This is a genomic window from Glycomyces tritici (genome assembly GCF_030403505.1).
This window is the reverse complement of record NZ_JAUEMJ010000008.1, coordinates 219,725-237,656: the sequence shown is the minus strand read 5'-3', so window position 1 is coordinate 237,656 and position 17,932 is coordinate 219,725. Positions and strand designations below refer to the sequence as shown.

General features: G+C 69.3%; 18 protein-coding genes and 1 pseudogene. 13 read left to right on the top strand and 6 right to left on the bottom strand.

Annotated features, from left to right (window positions below; translation table 11 throughout):
- Positions 1-358, bottom strand: a 358-nt coding sequence (locus QWI33_RS22865) for a helix-turn-helix domain-containing protein (protein ID WP_289959244.1), incomplete at its 3' end; no start/stop codon positions are given.
- 739 nt (positions 359-1,097) lie between these two features.
- Here QWI33_RS22865 and QWI33_RS22860 point away from each other — a divergent pair.
- From QWI33_RS22860 to QWI33_RS22845, 4 genes are all read left to right on the top strand, one after another.
- Positions 1,098-1,373, top strand: a complete 276-nt coding sequence (locus QWI33_RS22860; protein WP_289959242.1) for a hypothetical protein — start codon at positions 1,098-1,100, stop codon at positions 1,371-1,373.
- On the top strand, positions 1,370-1,672 hold the full coding sequence (locus tag QWI33_RS22855) for a hypothetical protein (RefSeq protein WP_289959240.1): 303 nt from the start codon (positions 1,370-1,372) through the stop codon (positions 1,670-1,672). The genes QWI33_RS22860 and QWI33_RS22855 overlap by 4 nt, the downstream gene beginning before the upstream one ends.
- A complete protein-coding gene (locus tag QWI33_RS22850; RefSeq protein ID WP_289959239.1) occupies positions 1,669-2,040 on the top strand; it encodes a hypothetical protein in 372 nt (123 codons plus the stop codon). Before QWI33_RS22855 ends, QWI33_RS22850 begins: the two co-directional genes overlap by 4 nt.
- A 208-nt stretch (positions 2,041-2,248) precedes the next feature.
- Positions 2,249-2,626: a hypothetical protein gene (locus tag QWI33_RS22845; RefSeq protein ID WP_289959238.1), complete on the top strand. Its 378-nt coding sequence runs from the start codon at positions 2,249-2,251 to the stop codon at positions 2,624-2,626.
- A 296-nt stretch (positions 2,627-2,922) separates the two neighbouring features.
- Here the strand turns inward: QWI33_RS22845 and QWI33_RS22840 are convergent, their stop codons facing one another.
- Both QWI33_RS22840 and QWI33_RS22835 read right to left on the bottom strand, forming a co-directional pair.
- Entirely contained in the window at positions 2,923-3,552 is a 630-nt protein-coding gene (locus QWI33_RS22840; RefSeq protein WP_289959237.1) for a hypothetical protein, read from the bottom strand.
- Between the two features lie 80 nt (positions 3,553-3,632).
- A complete protein-coding gene (locus QWI33_RS22835) occupies positions 3,633-4,628 on the bottom strand; it encodes a DUF4238 domain-containing protein (RefSeq protein ID WP_289959236.1) in 996 nt (331 codons plus the stop codon).
- A gap of 113 nt (positions 4,629-4,741) precedes the next feature.
- On the opposite strand from QWI33_RS22835, the gene ligA reads away from it, so the two are divergent.
- The 8 genes from ligA to QWI33_RS22795 all read left to right on the top strand — a co-directional run bounded on the left by ligA (position 4,742) and on the right by QWI33_RS22795 (position 12,119).
- Positions 4,742-6,823, top strand: coding sequence for an NAD-dependent DNA ligase LigA (gene ligA, locus QWI33_RS22830; protein ID WP_289959234.1), 2,082 nt, complete (start codon positions 4,742-4,744; stop codon positions 6,821-6,823).
- Positions 6,824-7,110: 287 nt separating this feature from the next.
- Positions 7,111-8,139, top strand: coding sequence for a hypothetical protein (locus QWI33_RS22825; protein ID WP_289959233.1), 1,029 nt, complete (start codon positions 7,111-7,113; stop codon positions 8,137-8,139).
- Between the two features lie 215 nt (positions 8,140-8,354).
- Positions 8,355-8,762, top strand: coding sequence for a response regulator transcription factor (locus QWI33_RS22820; RefSeq protein WP_289959232.1), 408 nt, complete (start codon positions 8,355-8,357; stop codon positions 8,760-8,762).
- A gap of 1 nt (position 8,763) precedes the next feature.
- Complete coding sequence (locus QWI33_RS22815) at positions 8,764-9,030, top strand: hypothetical protein (RefSeq protein ID WP_289959231.1); 267 nt, start codon at positions 8,764-8,766, stop codon at positions 9,028-9,030.
- A 112-nt stretch (positions 9,031-9,142) separates the two neighbouring features.
- A complete protein-coding gene (locus QWI33_RS22810; protein ID WP_289959230.1) occupies positions 9,143-9,859 on the top strand; it encodes an ABC transporter ATP-binding protein in 717 nt (238 codons plus the stop codon).
- A 2-nt stretch (positions 9,860-9,861) separates the two neighbouring features.
- Positions 9,862-11,376 carry a hypothetical protein gene (locus tag QWI33_RS22805; protein ID WP_289959229.1) on the top strand — a complete coding sequence of 505 codons (1,515 nt, stop codon included), beginning with the start codon at positions 9,862-9,864 and terminating at the stop codon, positions 11,374-11,376.
- Positions 11,351-11,623, top strand: a complete 273-nt coding sequence (locus tag QWI33_RS22800) for a hypothetical protein (RefSeq protein ID WP_289959227.1) — start codon at positions 11,351-11,353, stop codon at positions 11,621-11,623. The genes QWI33_RS22805 and QWI33_RS22800 overlap by 26 nt, the downstream gene beginning before the upstream one ends.
- Entirely contained in the window at positions 11,595-12,119 is a 525-nt protein-coding gene (locus QWI33_RS22795; protein ID WP_289959226.1) for a hypothetical protein, read from the top strand. The genes QWI33_RS22800 and QWI33_RS22795 overlap by 29 nt, the downstream gene beginning before the upstream one ends.
- A 61-nt stretch (positions 12,120-12,180) precedes the next feature.
- On the opposite strand, the pseudogene QWI33_RS29465 reads toward QWI33_RS22795, so the two are convergent.
- Positions 12,181-12,363 (bottom strand): annotated as a pseudogene (locus QWI33_RS29465) (LuxR C-terminal-related transcriptional regulator); the annotation flags it as partial.
- 323 nt (positions 12,364-12,686) lie between these two features.
- On the opposite strand from QWI33_RS29465, the gene QWI33_RS22790 reads away from it, so the two are divergent.
- Entirely contained in the window at positions 12,687-15,998 is a 3,312-nt protein-coding gene (locus QWI33_RS22790) for an AfsR/SARP family transcriptional regulator (protein ID WP_289959225.1), read from the top strand.
- Here QWI33_RS22790 and QWI33_RS22785 read toward each other — a convergent pair.
- Together QWI33_RS22785 and QWI33_RS22780 are read right to left on the bottom strand one after the other, a co-directional pair.
- Entirely contained in the window at positions 15,982-16,674 is a 693-nt protein-coding gene (locus QWI33_RS22785) for a response regulator transcription factor (protein WP_289959224.1), read from the bottom strand. The two genes, QWI33_RS22790 and QWI33_RS22785, sit on opposite strands and share 17 nt — an antisense overlap.
- A complete protein-coding gene (locus QWI33_RS22780) occupies positions 16,665-17,816 on the bottom strand; it encodes a sensor histidine kinase (RefSeq protein ID WP_289959223.1) in 1,152 nt (383 codons plus the stop codon). Before QWI33_RS22780 ends, QWI33_RS22785 begins: the two co-directional genes overlap by 10 nt.
- Positions 17,817-17,932 lie beyond the last annotated feature (116 nt).

Below are 17,932 nucleotides of genomic sequence, written 5' to 3'. Positions count from 1 at the left end.
TCCGTGGCGAGGGCTCCGCCGAGGCAATGGCCGGCATCGCCCGCCTCCACAACCTCACCCTTACAGGCTGACACCCGCGAAACCGCCGCGCCTGGGCGCACCCACGAGCAACTAACGGGACATCGCTTAGCTCGGCGCCTTCAACCCCGAGATGCGAGAAGATCCGGCGCGCAACGGGGGCGCTCATCGACGAGTAGCAGGTCTCGTAGCGGGACGTTGAGCCTCGGCTGAGTTCGCAGGCTTGATCGACGTCGACCTGGTCGATGCCGGCGGCTTCACGGTGGCGCACCAGTTCGGCCGCGGCGATGCGGCGCAGCACTGTCGGCGAAGTCATTGTCATGCCCTGAGTCTGTACCATGCCGGGCTCCTCGGGGTTCTCGCCCTGTCATCCGATAGTAGGAAGCCTCAAGTTTAGCCATCCTAAAATAAGATGTCTTATGTTAGGATTGATGCATAGCGCTCCTCACTGGAGCGGCGTCGTTCGTCTCAGGGGGAGGTGTGGGCATGGACCAGTTGTCACTGGACCGTCGAAGCCCGCTTCTCTCTGCGGCGCATCAGGCTTGCGCGTCCATCGGGTCGGCTGGCGCTGACCGCGGACGTGCCGACCGGTCACTGTCGACGTTCACGCTTGAGGGGTGCGCGAGCGCCGATAGTGGCCACACACCGGTGACCCAGCTTCGACACCTGGTGCCCCCGGGAACGGCTGGGGCTCGACCCTCGTTGAGCCCCAGCCACACCTTGACTTCAATCCGCTGCTTCGTGACGTCTGCGCTCCTGAGGGGTGGGCGCAGTCGAGAACGTGCAGCACACGGCGGGCCGAGTGCTCCTGTCGGCCGCACGAGGCCCGCCACGGGCCGGGACGGTAGGGGGATCTTCCGTCCCGGCCCCGAACTTGAACGTTGCTCTGCGGCCGTCCGTCATTACCGAGCCTTGGCGGACGGCCCAGCACAGGACGGGTCCGCCAGAGGCGCACCGGCCTGAGCGGCGCGGTCCTTGGGAGGGGGCCGCGCCGCATCAATCTCGCACAACGAAGCACTCAACAGGAGCACGAACCTGTTGAGTGCTTTGCGTTTACATACCCGGAGGTGGGGATGGGCGTGGCAGAAGCAGTACCGGATCTGCGCGACGACGTGTTCTATCTGGACGACGTCCTCGTTCGCATGGAAGCTGAACCCTGGTCAGGGCAGGTGATCCTGCACATTGACAACGGCGCGGAATGGCTGCGCATCGGATGGGTGGTCAGCGCCGACTCGATCCACCCGACCGTGCACGTCGTCCCCGACATGGAAGCGTGGGCGTCCCGCGGTGGGAACCGCGCCCGGATCGCTGCGTGCGCGGCCGACTATCTCAATGTCGTGCGGCAGCGGTCATGACCTCCGCGTTCGAGCTGCGAGTCCTCCGGTACGGCGCGAAACATTGCGGCTCGTTCGCGCTCGCCGACCTGAAGTTCACTGTCCACCGCGACCGTGAACACCACCTGTGGGTTGCCGTGTCCGCCGCCGGCGACCCGGTGCTGCACCCCATCGGCCGGATCGCCGGCATCACGGCCGGGTTCCCCGAGCCTTCCTTCGAACGCGTCGCCATAGGCGCGCGCGTGCTCTTCGACCCCGTTTGGCCGCTCGCTGACCTCGTGTTCGCCCAAGCCCTCCAGATTGGATCCACCACCTCATGACCGCGTACACCACGCAGGACCAGACGCAGCTCCTTGCTGTGATCACCCCGGCCGAGCCCACATTTGCTGAGCAGCCGCAGCGCGCGGTCGTGCCGCCCGCTCAAGGCCTCATTGGCGCGTTCGACTACGGCCACCACCGGTACCTCGTGTACCGGCAGGGTGACCGGAACGTGTGGGTGTACATGCACCCGTGGCGGCGCGAGCACGCCCGACAGCCCGTGGGCGCCGTCCTCGACCTGGTGACGCCGAAGCAGCACGCCGTGTTCAGCCAGGTGGAATCCGAGCGTGAGCTGGTGTTCGACCCGGACTGGCACGAAGCGGTCACGGTTGAAGAGGTCGCGGCCGCGTTCTGGAGCGACGCGCGGTGACCGAACGACCCGAACCGAAAGCCGCGCAACCACCAGGAGCCGGAAGCCGCCACTTCGAGAACGGCCCCCGCTGCGGCCGCTGCACGCGAGCGTGGCCCTGCGCGGGCTACCAAGCGGACTACCAGGCCGACATGCGCGCCAGAAACGCTGCCCAAGACCAGCAGTGGGCGCGCGTCGGGAACAACGCCGTGTTCGGTGTGGGCGCGTAATGGGGCACTACCACTGGCGCCGTTTCCGATACCTGACCGGTGACCCTGAGCGGACCGTGTATGACCTGTCGAGCCAGCGCAAGCCGCTGTTTCCCGGCAGTGACCCGCTCGTGTGGCACGAGCCGCCGTGGCACAACTTCGAGCTTGAGCCCGTCTCGAGCGAAGCGGCCGCGCTCGCGTGGCTGCAGCATCACATGACCGAAGCATCGAATGAACTCCGGTCGCGCCGCCAGCGTCTCCCTGACATAGACGCGGACCTCGCCGCGGCCGCCCGCGCGTTGAACGACCGTAACAGCGGGTTCGCGTACGACTGGCGGATCTGGCTTCCCGGCGGCGCAGGCCTCGTCCTCGCCGTCCACACCCGATACGACGACTGAGAAGGACCCTGGCATGACCCGTTTGACGACGCTCCCGGAGGCCGACACGGGCCCGGTGGCATCCTCTGTGCCGACGTGCGCGTGCGACTGCGAACGCAACCACCCCGGCGAAACGCTTTGCGCCGGCCAAGCAACCCTCACGCGGCCGTTCTGCGCCGCTTGCGCACACTGGCCGCGGCCGACTGTGCTGGTCTAAGACCAAGCTGGCGAGGCGACTCCCTGAGGCTGAACACCCATGCACTTCGGCGTGTACGTTCCCGGCGTGGGGTGCCAGAAATGCCCCGGATGCATCAGCTCTACGGTTCGATATCGAGTCGATGATCGTGGTCGGCTTTGTCATCTTCCAGAGCAGCTCGCATCTGCTCGATCTTTGCTTCAATGACGGCTCGCTCGTCGCCTTCAAGCTGGGCTGACCTCTGGACGGCATGGTCGATGATCTCGGGATATTTGGGCGACAGCAGCCACAGTAGATCCAGCAGCGCAGGACACTCGGAGGGTTGCAGACGATCAAGGTCGCGCAGGTACAGGTCCTTGTGCCGGTAGAGCTCGCGGAAGGTCGCTTCCCACATGACCACCTGCTCGCCGGTATCGGGGTCGGTCATCGGAAGTTCGGTCCAAGAGGTTCGGTGGACCTCAAGTAGTTCGTAGAGGAGATCTGGCTTGACGGCCAGATCAGCCTCGAGCAGCCGGTGCACCACGCGCGTCACCGGAAGGGTTACCTCTCCCATGCTGCCTTGGCAGCAAATGTGGTTGTACATCGCGCCTGAGCAGTAGTAGCGCTCCTCATTCGGAAGGCGCCGGTCTAGTGTTATCCGGACGAGCGGTTCGGTCAGGTCGACCCTGGTGCCGAGGGCGTCCGGGAATTCCGTCCAGCGCACCGCTTCGATGATGCTGCGGACGTGCGCCTCCCGCGCCTGCTGTTCCATAGTCGGCCATGCTAGTACAGCCGTATGGGCTGCCTCGGAAGCAGCGCTCGCGGAATGGTCGACTCTGGTGTGCTGTCGGGCTATTCAGTTGATGCCTGCAACCAAGAGGGACGGCCTTGCTCAAGCGCTGCTTCGTCGATGAAGTTGCTGAGCTGATCGTGCGAAACCATAACCTCCTGCTCGCGTGGCGGCTGCATCTCGAACCCGGCGAACGGGTCCGTGTCCGGGTGGTAGTAGAGCGCTCGACGTGTAGTGCGAAGCGTGAACTCGTTCAGCGAACGAGCGAGTTCTGGGCTGCCTGACATGCGCCCATCCGGAGCAGTGGCACCTAGTTCATCCATGAACAAACCAGCACGAGTGCTCAACGGCACGTACAGCGCTGGGGCGGAGCCGATGCCGACGGCACGGAGCCCAGCGAGAGCGTCCTCGTCAGGAACGACAACCACCGGCGTATCCGAGGTGCCCAGCGCGTCCCAAGAAAATTCGACCAACGTCCACGGCTGACGGTCGAACACCGACATGATCGCTCGCTCGAGCACTTGCCCGATCGCCATCAGATGCGCATGGTGATGGATGGGGAGGGAGTCAGCGGTCGAGAGTATGTACGCCCGCGCCGCTTCGACTTCGTCGTCCGGGGCATCGGACGGAGCGTTCACGAGTTCACGAATTTGCTCGACGGTAGCCATGCCGACTTCAAGCTTCGTGAGTATGCGGTGCATCTGCTCGACCATGCGTCGGTTGTGCTCCCCACGCAGGTGTTGCAGCCCAATCCACGCGGACACTGCAAGCCGGTGCTCGAGGGTTGGCGGCCAGACCCCGTTACGCAGGATCGCAGTGAACGCAGCCGCCGCCTCAGTCTCGACCTCGGCCAACTCCGTCTCGAACGCATCCTGTTCGACGCCTTCCGCAAGAACGCTGTAGAAGTCCTTGCGAACCGTGGCGTCGTTGACTGATTGGAGGTGCGCTTTCCCGTCGAGCGGGCACCGGATGAGCTGGTTCCGGGGGTTGGCAAACCGGCGCAGGTAGAACTTCGAAACCACATGGTGGCGTCGCGCTGGTTTCTGCTGCTCGGGCATGGCTCAGCGTAGCGGCCGGCCCCGACATAACGCCGTTCAATTTGGGTGCGGATCACGTGTTCGTGCAGGTCAGCGCGAAGGAAATTGTCGTACTCGCATGACAACATGAGTGCATGACAACGATCCCTGTGGCTCCTGCCGTCACCATCGACACTGAATCCGACTACCTTGCTGCGGTCGCTGCGGCCCGTACCGCCGCGGAGGCCTACTACGGCTCCGGCGAGTCCGGTATGGACGACGATGCCTACGACCGGCTGCTGCGCGGCATCACCGCATGGGAGGACGCGCACCCCGACGAGGTCGCCGCCGACTCGCCCACGCGCGAGGTCGCCGCCGGCGTCGCGACCGGCGACGTGCCGCACCTGGTGCGCATGCTCAGCCTCGGGAACGTGTTCTCGGCCGAGCAGCTGGCCGACTGGGCGGCGTCCCTCCAGCGTCGTATCGGCGGCCGGGAGGTCGCCGGATGGGTCGTCGAACCGAAGCTCGACGGTGTTGCCCTGGCGGCCAGGTATGAGCGAGGAAAGCTTGCACGACTCGTCACCCGCGGCGATGGGTCCACGGGCGAGGACGTGTCGCACGCGATCGGCCACATCATCGGACTGCCGCTCGAACTCGCCGAACCGGTCACCGTTGAAATCCGCGGTGAAGTGCTCATGACTTCGGAGCAGTTCATGGCTGCGAACGAGGCCCGTGTCGCTCATGGCGGCCAGCCGTTCGCGAACCGCCGCAACGCCTCCAGCGGGTCACTGCGCGCCAGGGACCGCACCTATAAGGTGCAGCAGACCTTCATCGCGTACGACGCCCTCACCGATGCCGCGCACACGAGCGACCCGGAGCTCGCGGACCTCACCCACATCGACCTCATCGGCCGGCTTCACCGGCTCGGGGTCGGCACCACCATCGGCAGCCGCATCGCCGCGCTCGTGTGCGGCACGCTCGACGAAGTCCAGGAGCGCATCGAGCACATCGGCGCCATCCGCTCCGACCTCGACATCGAACTCGACGGCGCGGTCATCAAGGCGAACACCCCGGCCGACCGCGCCGACGCCGGCACCGGCTCGCGCACCCCGCACTGGGCGACGGCGTACAAGTTCCCGGCGGACAAGAAGATCACGGTCCTTCGCGACGTGGAGTGGAACGTCGGCCGGACCGGCATCATCGCCCCTCGCGCCATCCTCGAGCCCGTCGAGGTCGGCGGCACCACGATCACTTACGCGACCCTCCACAACCCGAACGACATCACCCGCCGCGACCTTCGCATCGGCGACCGCGTCTACGTGCTGCGCGCAGGCGAGGTCATTCCCCGCGTCGAAGGCGCCATCGCCGCCACCCGCACGGGCGCAGAGCAGCCGATCGCGTTCCCCGAGACCTGCCCCCGGTGCGGCTCCGACATCGACCGGTCCCAGGAGCGCTGGCGCTGCGTCCGAGGACGCGCCTGCGGCCGGATCGAAGCGGTCCAGTACGCCGTGGCCCGCGACTGCCTCGACGTCGACGGCATGGGGGAGAAGATCATCGTGCAGCTGGTCGAGCGCGGCATGATCGAGGACTACGCGGACCTGTTCACGCTCACGCGCGAGCAGCTCTTGTCGCTCGACCGGATGGGGGACACTAGCGCCGACAAGCTCCTCGCGGCCATCGGGGCCGCCAAGGCGCAGCCGCTCAACCGCGTGTTCTGCGCCTTGGGCATCCGCGGCACCGGACGATCGATGTCCCTGCGGATCGCGTCGCACTTCGGATCGATGGCAGCCGTCCAGGCCGCCGATGCCGCCGCGTTCGAGCAGGTGGACGGCATCGGCCCGGAGAAGGCGCCGGTCATCGTCGCCGAACTCGCGGAGTTGGCCGTGGTGGTCGAGAAGCTCCAGGACGCCGGCGTGAACCTGGCCCAGCCCGGGTTCGTCGCACCCCAGGCGGACGGTGAAACGGGTGAAGGCGCCGGCGGCGCGCTGCCGCTCGCGGGCATGGCCGTCGTCGTGACCGGCTCGATGAGCGGGCTGCTCGCGGACTACTCGCGGACGCAGATGAACGAGCTGATCGCCCGCGCCGGCGGGAAGGCGTCGTCGAGCGTGTCCGCGAAGACGAGCCTGGTCGTCGCGGGGGAGAAGGCCGGCAGCAAGCGGGCCAAGGCCGAAGCGCTCGGGGTCGAGATCATCACCCCCGAAGCGTTCGCCGAGCGGATCGCCGCGCACCTCGACTGACGCTCCGAAGGCCACGGCCGGGCCCGCAGGCGACACCTGCGGGCCCGACCCTCGTCATCGGCGCGCACCAAGCCGTCGGCGCGTGACAAACCCGAACGAGCGTGTTCGATCCCGGGCATCGAACCGCATTCGAGCCTTTCGGCGAATCGCGCCCGCCTCGTCCCGTGAAGTGGTCCGAACGCCGACGGCGACAAGACAAAGCGGAGTTTTCGCACGTCACGCATGAACCCATGGGTCTACGTTGGGCGCTCATACTGAGCTTGCACACCGAGCCCGAAAGGAGCCCCATGCGTCTGCTCAAGCGAGTTGCGCTCGCCATCGCGCTGGCTCTGACCGTCATCGCGACCACCCCGGCCCTGCCCGCCGCGGCGACCGGCCCCGCACTGGTGCCGCTCGTCTCCTTCTTCAGCCCGACCCGAGGCGACCACTTCACCACCACCCAGTCGACATGGACGTGCAAGTACTTCCGCACCTGCGCGGCGGACCCCGGCTACCGGGCCGTCGGCATCCAGGGTTTCGTCTACAACCCGGCGAACCCGCAGCCGGCGAACTCAGTCCCCCTCTACCACTGGTGGAGCGCCGCCCGCGGCGACAACTTCCTCACCACCGATCCCAACTGGGCCGGGGAGGTCGGCGACCGGCGGACCTCGGGCGACGAATACGTGCTCTTCCGGATCGAGGGCTACGTCTCGACCTTGTCGCCCAGCGGCGCAGAGCCGCTCCGCAGCTACTGGAACCCGGCGCTCGGAGACAACGCGGCGATGGCCACCTGGCGTCCCTGGACGCCGGTGCCGTCCGGCTGGACGCTGCACCGCACCGAGGGCTTCCTGCTGCCGCCGCCCGGAGCGCCGCTGGTCCTGTGCACCAGCGACGTCTCGCCCGACGACGAGGACCCTTCGGCGTGGAACGCCTACGGCAACCAGGTGACCGACTGGCAGCGCTCGGCGAACCTCCTGGACGGCGACGCGCTGAAGGTCACGGCGGCCCCCGGCAGCGTCATCAGGGTCGACTACTGGGGACGCGAGGAGTCGGTGTTCGGCGATCTGTTCAGCCACAACCCGGGCGGGCCGGCACCTGAGCTGGCGCCTTACTCGCTCATCGGGAGGGTCGACGTCGGCGCCATGTACGTCCACGGCTGGGGCTGGTACGAGGCCGGAGCGTGGTTCCCGGCGATCGGCACGGTGCACACCGGAACGCCCTGCATGGTGTACGAATCGCTCGGCGGCACCAGCCGGAAGCTGCAGTTGAGCTTCAACGACTCGAACCTCGGCGACAACGGGGGATACGCGCCGGTGACCGTCGCCCAGTGGTGGTGAGGCCAGGAGCACGGAGGGGGGCCGGGCCGGGTCGCCACCCGGCCCGGCCGATTTGCGGCGCAGGCATTGCGTCGCCGACGCAAAGTCGCGCCGACCGGGGCGATTCACGCTGTCGCGGTTGTGCCGCGCACGGGGTTGCTGCGACATTGATTCGGGCCGGTCGCCACGCTGTGACGGCTGGACCACGGTCACCGCCCCCGGTCGCGAATGGAGCCATGACATTGCAACGCCTTGCCGAAGGCCGTGCGGCGCCTTCCGATGCACTGCGCACCGAACCCCCGGCGCCGTGCGAGTACCGGCACGCCTGTGAGGCCCCGCCGTGGGCGCACGCCGCGGATGTGTCCTCTTTGACTTCCCGTGAATGCGAGATCATGCTCGCCCTCGGCGACTGCCTCTCGAATGCGAAGATCGCATCGACTCTGTTCATCACCGAGCGGACAGTGCGCAAGCACATCGCCGGCATCTTTGCGAAACTGACGATCGCATCGCGTTCGGAAGCGGCCGTCATCGCCTCTCACCGACAACGCGCACTCCGCTTGAAGAGTGGCGTTTCCGACACTTTCGAAATCCTCGCCGAACCGGAATCATTGATTTCGAGTTCGACACTCGAAAGGAGGCAATGAAATGTCTATCTCAACTATGGCGATCAAGCCGGTCGTCAAGGCTCAGGTCGGTGCCGCCCAGGCCGTCGAGACCATGAAGGGGAAGCTCGACAGCGCTCTCGTTCGGTACGACGCCTGGTACGTGGTGCTGCTCGCCGTGATCCTCGCCCTTGGTGTCACGATTCTCGCAGGTCTCTCGATCTGGTGCGTCGTCTACAAGGGGAAGCGATTCACCGGTAGCTGGAACTGGAGCTGGTCGGGCGTTTCCATCAACGTCCAGTGTGTGTAGCCTCGAAAGAGTCGACATCACCGGCGATTTAAACAGCGAACATGGTGGCCCGGGATGCCACGCGCATTCCCGGGCCACTTTCGCAATAGAGCAACGCAGCGGGAAGGACACCATGGCGCTCCTGGAAATCGAGGGTCTCTCCTATTCGTACGACGGCGTCGTCAAGGCCGTGGCGGACGTGTCGTTCGAAGTGGAGGCCGGATCGATCGTCGGCCTCATCGGCCCGAACGGGTCCGGCAAGTCGACGCTCATCAAGAACGTCTTCGACCTGCTGCGGCTGCAGTCGGGCAGCGTCCTCATCGGCGGGCACCGGCACGACCACCCGCGCGCGAGGGCCCACGGCATGTACCTCTCCAGCAACGACTACCTCCCCGAGTTCCTCACCGCGCGCGAGTACGTGGCCATGACGGCGTCCCTCTACGGCGTCGCGGTCGACCACGGGGAGGCCGCGGACCTGTTCCGGCAGTTCGCCATGGCCGAGCGGTACGACCATTTGATCGAGGATTACTCCCACGGCATGCGAAAGAAGACCCAGCTGGTCTCGGCCCTGGTCATGCGGCGCCCCCTCACCGTGATCGACGAGACGCTGAACGGCATCGACCTGGAGGCCCTGCGGCTCGCGGAGGCCGAGTTCGCGCGCGCCCGCGACGAGGGGCGGTCCATACTGCTCTGCACGCACGACTTCGCCGTCCTGGAGCGCCTGGCCGACCGGATCGTCCTCCTGGACTTCGGGCAGGTCATCTACGACGCCCCCGCCGGCGACCTCGTGGAGGAGCACGGCTCGCTGGCCGCGATGGTCTTCGAGTACCTCGAGTCGGACGCGCGATAGCGATGCGCCTCCGACAGTCGCTCGTCCTCGCCAGGATGCTGCTGGTGTTCTTCCGGCGCCGCGTCCTGTCCGTCGGGGTCCTCAAATCCGTGCCGGTGCGCATCGGCGCACTCGCCGCGGGCGTGCTCTTCGTCGCCGTCCTCACCGTAGCCGCGTACTTCTTCCTCGAGCAGCTGACCGAGCGGCGCGAAGTGTGGGACCTGCTGTTCGACACCACGACGGTCTCCGCGCTCCTGTGGGTCCAGATCGCGTTCCTCACCGTGAAGGTGCTCTTCGTGAACGCGGACGGGCTGCTGGAGCTGAGCTTCCAGATGCCGGTGACCAACCGCGAGCGGTCGCTGGCGTTCCTCCTCTACGAGGCCGCGATGACCGGCGTGGTCGCCGCCGCGGGAGTGTTCGCACTGGTCGCCAATGCGGTCATCCTCCTCGGGCCGGCCTCGTTCGGCCCGATCACGGTCTCGGTGGTCCTGCCCGCGGTCCTCGCCTACCTCGTGCTGTCCGTGCTCCACCAGCTCATGACTCGACTGTGGACACTCGCGCGGCTCGAGCGGGTCGCGAGCATCCTCAACATCCTGGTCCTCTTCGTGCTCGTGGCGGTGTACGCCTCCCTCTCCGGCTCGATGATCACCCGCATCACCACCGCCTTCCTCGACGAGGAGCCCTCCCGCCTGTGGGCCACGGCGATCGCGGACGCAGCGGACGACCACGGCCTGGTGCCGGTGCTCACCGCATCGGTCACCGCGGCCGCACTCCTCGCCGTCCTCGCCGTCGCACTCTCCCCGAACCGCCACATTCGACAGTCCCGGTACCTGAACGTCCGGGCCGGCTCATGGGGCCGCAGGCTCCTCTCGCCCTACGACTGGTGCCTGATCCGCAGCTCCCACACCGCCACCGCCGCGATGCTCGCCGTCGCACTGTTCATCTACCTGCTGCTGACCGGCGCCGCCAACCCGATCTGGGCGCTCTCGCTCCTCACCGTCGGCGGCCTGTACCAGTTCACGGCCACCGCGGTGCTGCGAGCGATCCCCGGCACCCGGGTCCCGGCCCGGCGGGTGTTCGCCCGCCTGCTGCGCGCCCAGTGCGTGCTCATCAGTGTGTTCGCGGTCCCGTTCACGCTCACCGCGGCCGTCGTCGACCCCGACTGGGCCGCGGACGGCTGGCAGATGATCGCGGCCGCCGCCGCGAGCGCGGTCATCACCACCGGCATCGGCGTGATCTTCCCGGCGGAGAAGGACAACCCGCTCTCGGTGTTCCTCGGCCTCTCGGCCGTCGCCGTCGTCGCGGGCCTCGTCGTCATCGGGCTCGGCGTGCTCAGCCTCTCCCCGTGGGCGATGGGCGCCGTCCTGGCCGGCGCCACCGCGCTCTTCGCCGCATACGCAATCCAAGGCATCCACCTCGACGAATCAAGGAGGCGCAATGAGAAAGGCGCTGCTGGTCATCAACTCCGTAGCCGGAGCGGGACTGCTCACCCTCGTGATAACGGTCGGCGCCATGCTGGTGCTGATGTTCACCGGTGACAACAGCGGTGACGTCCACCGGACGGGCCTGTTCGGGGCCTTGAAGTTCGACGCCGTCGAACGCCCCGACGGGGTCGTGGACATCACCGCCGGGGTGGGGAACCCCGTGCCGATCATCATCATCTTCGCGGTGCTGGCCCTCCAGCTCGCCCTCATCCAGGTCATGTTCCGGCGGCTGAAGCAGCGGCGCGAACACCTGCTCCAGGAAATGCGCGGCCGTGGCGCGGACAACGTACCCGCCGGGTGAACTGCGGGTCCTCCGAGTGGCCTGGGCCGTGGCCGCCTCGGTCTGGCCGCTCGCCGCGTTCCTCGGGCTCCTCACCCTCGCCGCACTGGCCTGGTGGGCGCGCTCGGGCGACTCCGGCCTGGTCCTCCTGGCGCTCCTGTGCGCCAAGAGCGGGATGCTCGGGCTCGTCGCCTCGTTCGCCCTGCACGAGTCGGCGCACGCCATGGTGCTCAAGACCCTCCCGGGCATCACCGGTGTCACCGTGGAGACCACCGCATGGCGGACGTCCCTCATTCCAGAAGGGACCATCACACGCGGTGGGAACGCCCTCGTCGCGCTGGCGGGGCCGCTCGCCTGCGCCGCGGTCGGCGCCGTCCTCTGGCTGACCGGCACCGACCGCGACCTGGCCTGGTGGTACTTCCTCCACCTGGCGTTCCTCCTGCCCGTCTTCGGTGACGGGCAGGCGCTCTGGCGCTGTTTCCGGGGCGCTCGTGCGGCACCGCACGAGCGCCGCTGAAACCGAGATCGCCCTCGATCACGACCCCCGCCCGGTACGCGAGCGCACCCAGCTCCTCAGGGGACGATGCCCCGAGCGTGCGGATCATGCCGCGGATGTCCCGGTTCACGGTGCTCCGCGACAGGAACAGGTCGTCGGCGATGACCGCTCTGGTCTTGCCGCGCAACAGGTGTATGAGGATCTGCCGCTGGCGCGGGGTGATGTGGTCTATCGGCTCGAGATCGGGGTAGCGGCTGCCGGGCATAGGAAGTGTTCCCTTCTACACGACCGGCTCGCGATCGGCCTGCGACCGCGGCGCCCGCGCGCAGACCACTGCGCTCGGACGCCGCGGCGGTGGGGAGGCTGACGGACCGTCCGGGACCGTGGACGTCACGTCGGCGAGCCGGAGCTTGACCTGCCTCCCATGATGCCGAACCCCGCTTACAACTCCCTTACAACCGGCCTACAGCGCCGCCCGCCCGGCACCCGGCGCGGCGGACCGGATTTCGCCCCGGGGCCGCGGAAGCGGCTTCGTACTATCCTGTCCGAGACACGCACTCCTTGCGAGGCTGGTGAATCGTGCAGGCAATGTCGGATGCGCTCCAATTCAAAGTCCTCGGTCCCATGTCGATCGCCCGCGACGGCGATCCGTTACTCGTCCGCGCGCCGCTCCAGCGCCGACTCCTCGCGGCCCTGCTGGCCAGATCCGGCCAGGTGGTGACGCTCGAAGCGCTGGCCGATGCGGTCTGGGGCGAGACCGTACCCGATAACGCCCGAAACGCCCTTATGGTCTATCTGCATCGATTGCGGCGGGCGCTCGGATCCGACGGCCGGATCGTCCGCGAATCGACCGGTTACCGCATGATCGTGACGGCGGACGACTTCGACGCCAAGGCTTTCGAGGAATGGTCGGCCGCGGCGAAGCACGCGTCCAAAGAGGGCCGCCTCGAGCAGTCGGCCGCACTGTATTCGCGCGCCCTGGGGTTGTGGCACGGCGAGCCGTACGCGGACGTGCCCTCGCTCGGACTGGTCGCCGCCGAGGCCCTCCGGTTGAGCGAGCTGCGCTCGCTCGTGCACCAGGAATCGCTCGAACTGCGTCTGGACCTCGGGCTGCACGCCTCCGTGATCGGCGAGTTCGAGGCCCTCGCGAGCGACCACCCGTTCCGCGAGCGCCTCACCGCCCTGCGGGCCGTGGCGCTGTACCGGTCCGGCCGCCAGGCCGAGGCGCTCCAGGTGTTCCGCGAGAGCCGCAAGGCGCTGCGCGAGGAGCTGGGCATCGACCCGGGGCTGCTGCTCCAGCGCGTCCACGACGCGATCCTCAACGGCGACAAGCGGCTCGACACGGTCTCGACCGACAGCATCGAGGGCGAGTGGGCCCCGCCCGCCGAAGCGCGGATCGAGGTCGCTCCGGCGGCGGCGGTGACGCCCCGGGAGCTGCCCGCGGAGGTCGCCGCGTTCACCGGGCGGGCGAGCGAGTTCCGCGAACTCGAGGCCGCCCGCCTCGGCGACGAGTCCGAGGGCATCCCGCCCGCCCCGATCGTGGTGCTCTCCGGCATGGCGGGTGTCGGCAAGACCGCCTCGGCGGTCCACTGGTCGCGCCGCATCGCGCACGACTATCCGGACGGGCAGCTGTTCCTGGACCTGCGCGGCTACTCGGCGGTGCCGGCGCTGCGCCCGATCGAAGCGCTCGCGGCGATGCTGCGCTCGCTCGGCCTCGCCGACGACCAGGTCCCCGTGGACGTGGACCAGGCCGCCGCGCGGCTGCGCACCGAGACCGCGGACCGGCGCATGCTCGTCCTGCTCGACAACGCGCGATCGGCCGAGCAGGTCGCCCCGCTGCTGCCCGGCGGCCCGGGCTCCCTGGTGATCGTGACGAGCCGCAACCGCCTCGGCGACCTGCTCGCGCGCCACGGCGGCGTCCACCTCGCCCTCGCCCCCCTCGTGTCGGAGGACGCGATCTCGCTGCTCAAATCCCTGCTGCGGCTGCCCCGCTCGGCCCTGGACCGCGACATCGACCAGCTCGCCCGCCGGTGCGGCTACCTGCCGCTCGCGCTGCGGATCGCGGCCGCGAACCTCGCGGACCGCCCGCACGGCGTCGGCGAGTACACCGACCGGCTCTCAACGGGCGAGTTCCTGGCGGCCTTGCAGATCGGCGACAGCCCCGAGACGGCGGTCAAGGCCACGTTCGACCGCTCGTACGCCGCGCAGCCCGACGAGGCCCGGCTGGTGTTCCGCATGTTCGGCCTCGCGCCGGTCGGCTCCCTCTCCGTCGACGCGCTCGCCGCGGTCGCGGGCACCACCTGGGCGGCGGCCGAGCGCGCCGCGGCGCAACTGGTCAACGCCAACATGGTCAACCGGGACGGCCGCGGCAGGCTGCTGCTGCACGACCTGGTGCGCGACTTCGCGAACGGCCTCGTCGGCGCCGACGACCCCCTGCGCGCCGAGGCCCTGGAACGGCTCTTCGCGTGGTACCTCGAGACCGCCGACGCGGCCAGCGCGAGCCGGTACCCCGCCAACGCCCGGCTGCTGCATCCCGAACCGGCTCAAGGCCCCCCGCGGTTCGACACCCCCGAGGCGGCCACGCGATGGCTCGAGGAGGAGCGCGACCAGCTCATCGCGATCGCCCGCTACGCCGCCGAACACGGCCGCGGGGCCGTGGCCTGGCGCCTCGCGGACGCCCTGAGGGCCCACGCCTGGACGTCGATGGACCGCGTGGACTTCCTGGCGCTCGCGGACGCGGCCTTGACCGGTGCCCTCCAGGAGCGGAGCGGGCCGGGCGAGGCGGTGGCCGAGCTGTGCCTCTCCACCGCGTACGCCAAGGCCCGCGAGTTCGGGAGCGTGGTCGAGCACGCCGGCAGGGCCGCCGAGCTCTCGCGCCGCATCGGCTGGGTTGCGGGCCAGGCCTCGGCGCACCACAACATGACGCTGGCGTGCTGGCTGATCGGGCGGCCCCAAGTCGCGCTCGAGCACGGGACGGCGGCGCTCGAGATCAACCGGGCGCACGGGAGGCGGCGCGGCCAGAGCGTCAACCTCGGTGCGCTCAGTTCGGTCTACGGGATGCTCGGGGATCTGCGCCTGAAGGTGCTGCTGCGCCGGGAGGGGCTGCGCATCGCCGAGGAGATCGGCGACGTGCGGCTGCGGGAGTCGCACCTGTGCGGCCTCGTGTCGGCGTCGGTCGAGCTGGGGGACTTGGCGACCGCCGAGCGGCTCATGGACGAGGTCATGCGGATCGAGACGGCCTCGGGGCGCGGCGAGCTCACGCCGCTGGCGACGGGCAGCCTTGCGGAGGTCTACTCAGGACTCGGCAAGCACGAGGACGCGCTCCCGTACGCCGAGGCGGTGGCGCGGGCGGGGGTGGCGGGCTGCGACCGGCGGCACGAGTCGGACGGGCTGGTGGCGGTCGCCTTCTCGCTCAACCGGCTCGAACGCCATGCGGAGGCGGTGGAGGCCGCGAACCGGGCCCTGACGTCGGTGAAGACCGACCTCAAGGGCACCGAGATCCTCGCGTTGATCGAGCGCGCCATCGGCCGCCTCGGGCTCGGGCAGGTCGAGGCCGCGCGGAGGGACGCCTCGTCGGCGCTGGACATGGCCCGCGAGGTCGGCGACCGCATCCGCGAGGGCCTGGCGCTCAACGCACTGGCGGAGGCGGCGCTGCGCCTTGAGGAGACCGCTCTTGCGCGCGAACACGCCGAGCGCGCAAGGGATCTGCTGCGTCCCATCGGGCACTTCGCCGGCGGGACCTGGTCGCTGTGGCTCCTCGGGGCGGTCGCCCGCGCCGAAGGCGACGAGGCCGCGGCCCGCCGGTGCCAGCGCGAGGTGGAGGACGCGTACGCCCAGGCGGAGGTGCCCTTGCCGAGCCGGTACGACGTCGGCCCGCAACGGTCTACTTCGGAGGAATGAGCTCGGTGCGGCGGTCCGTCCCCGCGTTCCCGGTGTCGCCGTGGCGGCGGAGGTAGGCCAGCACGGCGAGGACCCGGCGGTGGCCGCTGTCCTCGACCGACAGGCCGAGTTTGAGGAAGACGTTGCCGATGTGCTTGTGGACGGCGTTGTCGCTGATGAACAACCGCCTGGCGATGGTCGCGTTGTCGTGCCCCTCGGCCATCAGCGCGAGCACCTCGCGTTCGCGCGCGGTCAGGGCGTCCACCGGATCGCCTTGCGCGAGCAGCTGGGCGATGACCTCGGGGTCCATGGCGGTGCCGCCGTCGGCGACGCGGCGCAGCGCCTCGGTGAACTCGGCGACGCGGCTGACCCGGTCCTTGAGCAGGTACCCGATCCCGCCCCGGGTGTCGGCGAGGAGGCGGCTCGCGTACGCCTGCTCGACGTACTGCGACAGGACCAGGATCGGCAGGCCGGGGTGGTCGCGGCGGGCCTGGACCGCGGCCCGGATGCCCTCGTCGCGAAAGCCCGGGGGCAGGCGTACGTCCACGATGGTGACATCGGGCCGATGGGTCTTTACGGCGGCAAGGAAATCCGGGGCGTCGGCGGCGATGGCGACGATGTCGAACCCCTTCGACTCGAGCAGGAGTTCGAGCCCGGACGAGAGCAGGACGTTGTCCTCGGCGATCACTACGCGCACGGCAGCTCCAAAGCGATGATGGTCGGTCCGCCCGGCGGACTGCTGATGGCCACGGCGCCGTCGAGGGCGGCGGCGCGGCGGCGGAGGCCGTCGAGGCCCGAGCCTCGGGAGGGGTCCGCCCCGCCGGCCCCGTCGTCGGTGATCCGGGTGCGCAGCAGCGCGCCGTCGCGGGTGACGCGGATCGAGGCGCCGGTGGCGCCGCTGTGCCGGGCGATGTTGGCGAGGGCCTCCGTGACGGCGAAGTAGGCGACCGCCTCGACCGCCGCGGGCACCTCGCCGAGCGGGCCGACATCGAGGCGGGTCGGCACCCCGGCCCGCGCGGTCACGGTGGTGAGCGCCCCGGAGAGGCCCTGGTCCGCGAGCACCGGCGGGTAGATGGTGTGGATGACCGAGCGCAGTTCGGTCATGGCGTCCTCGGTCTCGGTCTGCGCGTGGCGCACCAGGGCCGCGGCCGCTTCGGGGTCGTCGGCGTAGGTCTCCCCGGCGACCGCGAGCCGCATCGCGATGGCCACGAGCCGGGCCTGCGTGCCGTCGTGCAGGTCCCGCTCGATCCGGCGCAGCTCCGCGCTGTGCGCCTGGAGGACGTCGACGCGGGTCCGCGTGAGTTCGGTGACGCGCTCGACCAGCTGGTCTGCGGGTGAGGGCGCCAGGATCGCCAGGCAGCACCGGGCGTGCACGCGGGCGAGCAGCGGGAGGACGGCGGCGGCCAGCGCCGCCGGGACGACCAGGTTCACCGTGCCGAGCGACAGCGCCGCGCCCCAGCCGGTGATCGGGTCGCTGACCACGGGCAGCCACGGCGCCCGCGGAAGCGCCCACCAGAATCCGGCGATGAGCGGCGTGACCAGCAGGCAGCCCGACAGCAGCAGGGCGAGGGCGCCGGCCGGCAGGCCGAGAACGACCTGCGTTGCGAGCCAGGCGAAATTGCGGAAGGCGGCGCGCGGACGCGGCTCGACCCGCTGCCCCAGTAGCGCGCTCGCAAGCCGGCGGTGCCGTTCCGCCCACGGCCTCGCCAGCGCCGGAACGCACCAGAGGGGGAGCGCGGCGAGTGTGGCCAGTGCGGCGGCGAAGGTCTCCAGCAGGTATCGACCGCTGCGCCACGTCCTGAGCGCCCAGGTGCGGGCCGCGGCGAGCGCATCGAACACGGTCTCGTCCTCCCTTGTCGTAGATGGGGGATCGCCTATGACAGGCGGTTCACCCTAGATCGCCGGGCGGTCCGTTGGCACTACAGCTGGCTGTAGGTCGCGGACGGGAGTCCGGG

What these genes read in the sequence shown, in the direction of transcription:
- QWI33_RS22820 (WP_289959232.1), top strand. Translation starts at nt 8,355, where the DNA reads ATGACATTGCAACGCCTTGCCGAAGGCCGTGCGGCGCCTTCCGATGCA.
- QWI33_RS22840 (WP_289959237.1), bottom strand. Translation starts at nt 3,552, where the DNA reads ATGGAACAGCAGGCGCGGGAGGCGCACGTCCGCAGCATCATCGAAGCG.
- QWI33_RS22815 (WP_289959231.1), top strand. Translation starts at nt 8,764, where the DNA reads ATGTCTATCTCAACTATGGCGATCAAGCCGGTCGTCAAGGCTCAGGTC.
- QWI33_RS22825 (WP_289959233.1), top strand. Translation starts at nt 7,111, where the DNA reads ATGCGTCTGCTCAAGCGAGTTGCGCTCGCCATCGCGCTGGCTCTGACC.
- QWI33_RS22855 (WP_289959240.1), top strand. Translation starts at nt 1,370, where the DNA reads ATGACCTCCGCGTTCGAGCTGCGAGTCCTCCGGTACGGCGCGAAACAT.
- QWI33_RS22805 (WP_289959229.1), top strand. Translation starts at nt 9,862, where the DNA reads ATGCGCCTCCGACAGTCGCTCGTCCTCGCCAGGATGCTGCTGGTGTTC.
- QWI33_RS22790 (WP_289959225.1), top strand. Translation starts at nt 12,687, where the DNA reads ATGTCGGATGCGCTCCAATTCAAAGTCCTCGGTCCCATGTCGATCGCC.
- QWI33_RS22850 (WP_289959239.1), top strand. Translation starts at nt 1,669, where the DNA reads ATGACCGCGTACACCACGCAGGACCAGACGCAGCTCCTTGCTGTGATC.
- QWI33_RS22800 (WP_289959227.1), top strand. Translation starts at nt 11,351, where the DNA reads ATGCTGGTGCTGATGTTCACCGGTGACAACAGCGGTGACGTCCACCGG.
- QWI33_RS22845 (WP_289959238.1), top strand. Translation starts at nt 2,249, where the DNA reads ATGGGGCACTACCACTGGCGCCGTTTCCGATACCTGACCGGTGACCCT.
- ligA (WP_289959234.1), top strand. Translation starts at nt 4,742, where the DNA reads ATGACAACGATCCCTGTGGCTCCTGCCGTCACCATCGACACTGAATCC.
- QWI33_RS22810 (WP_289959230.1), top strand. Translation starts at nt 9,143, where the DNA reads ATGGCGCTCCTGGAAATCGAGGGTCTCTCCTATTCGTACGACGGCGTC.
- QWI33_RS22835 (WP_289959236.1), bottom strand. Translation starts at nt 4,628, where the DNA reads ATGCCCGAGCAGCAGAAACCAGCGCGACGCCACCATGTGGTTTCGAAG.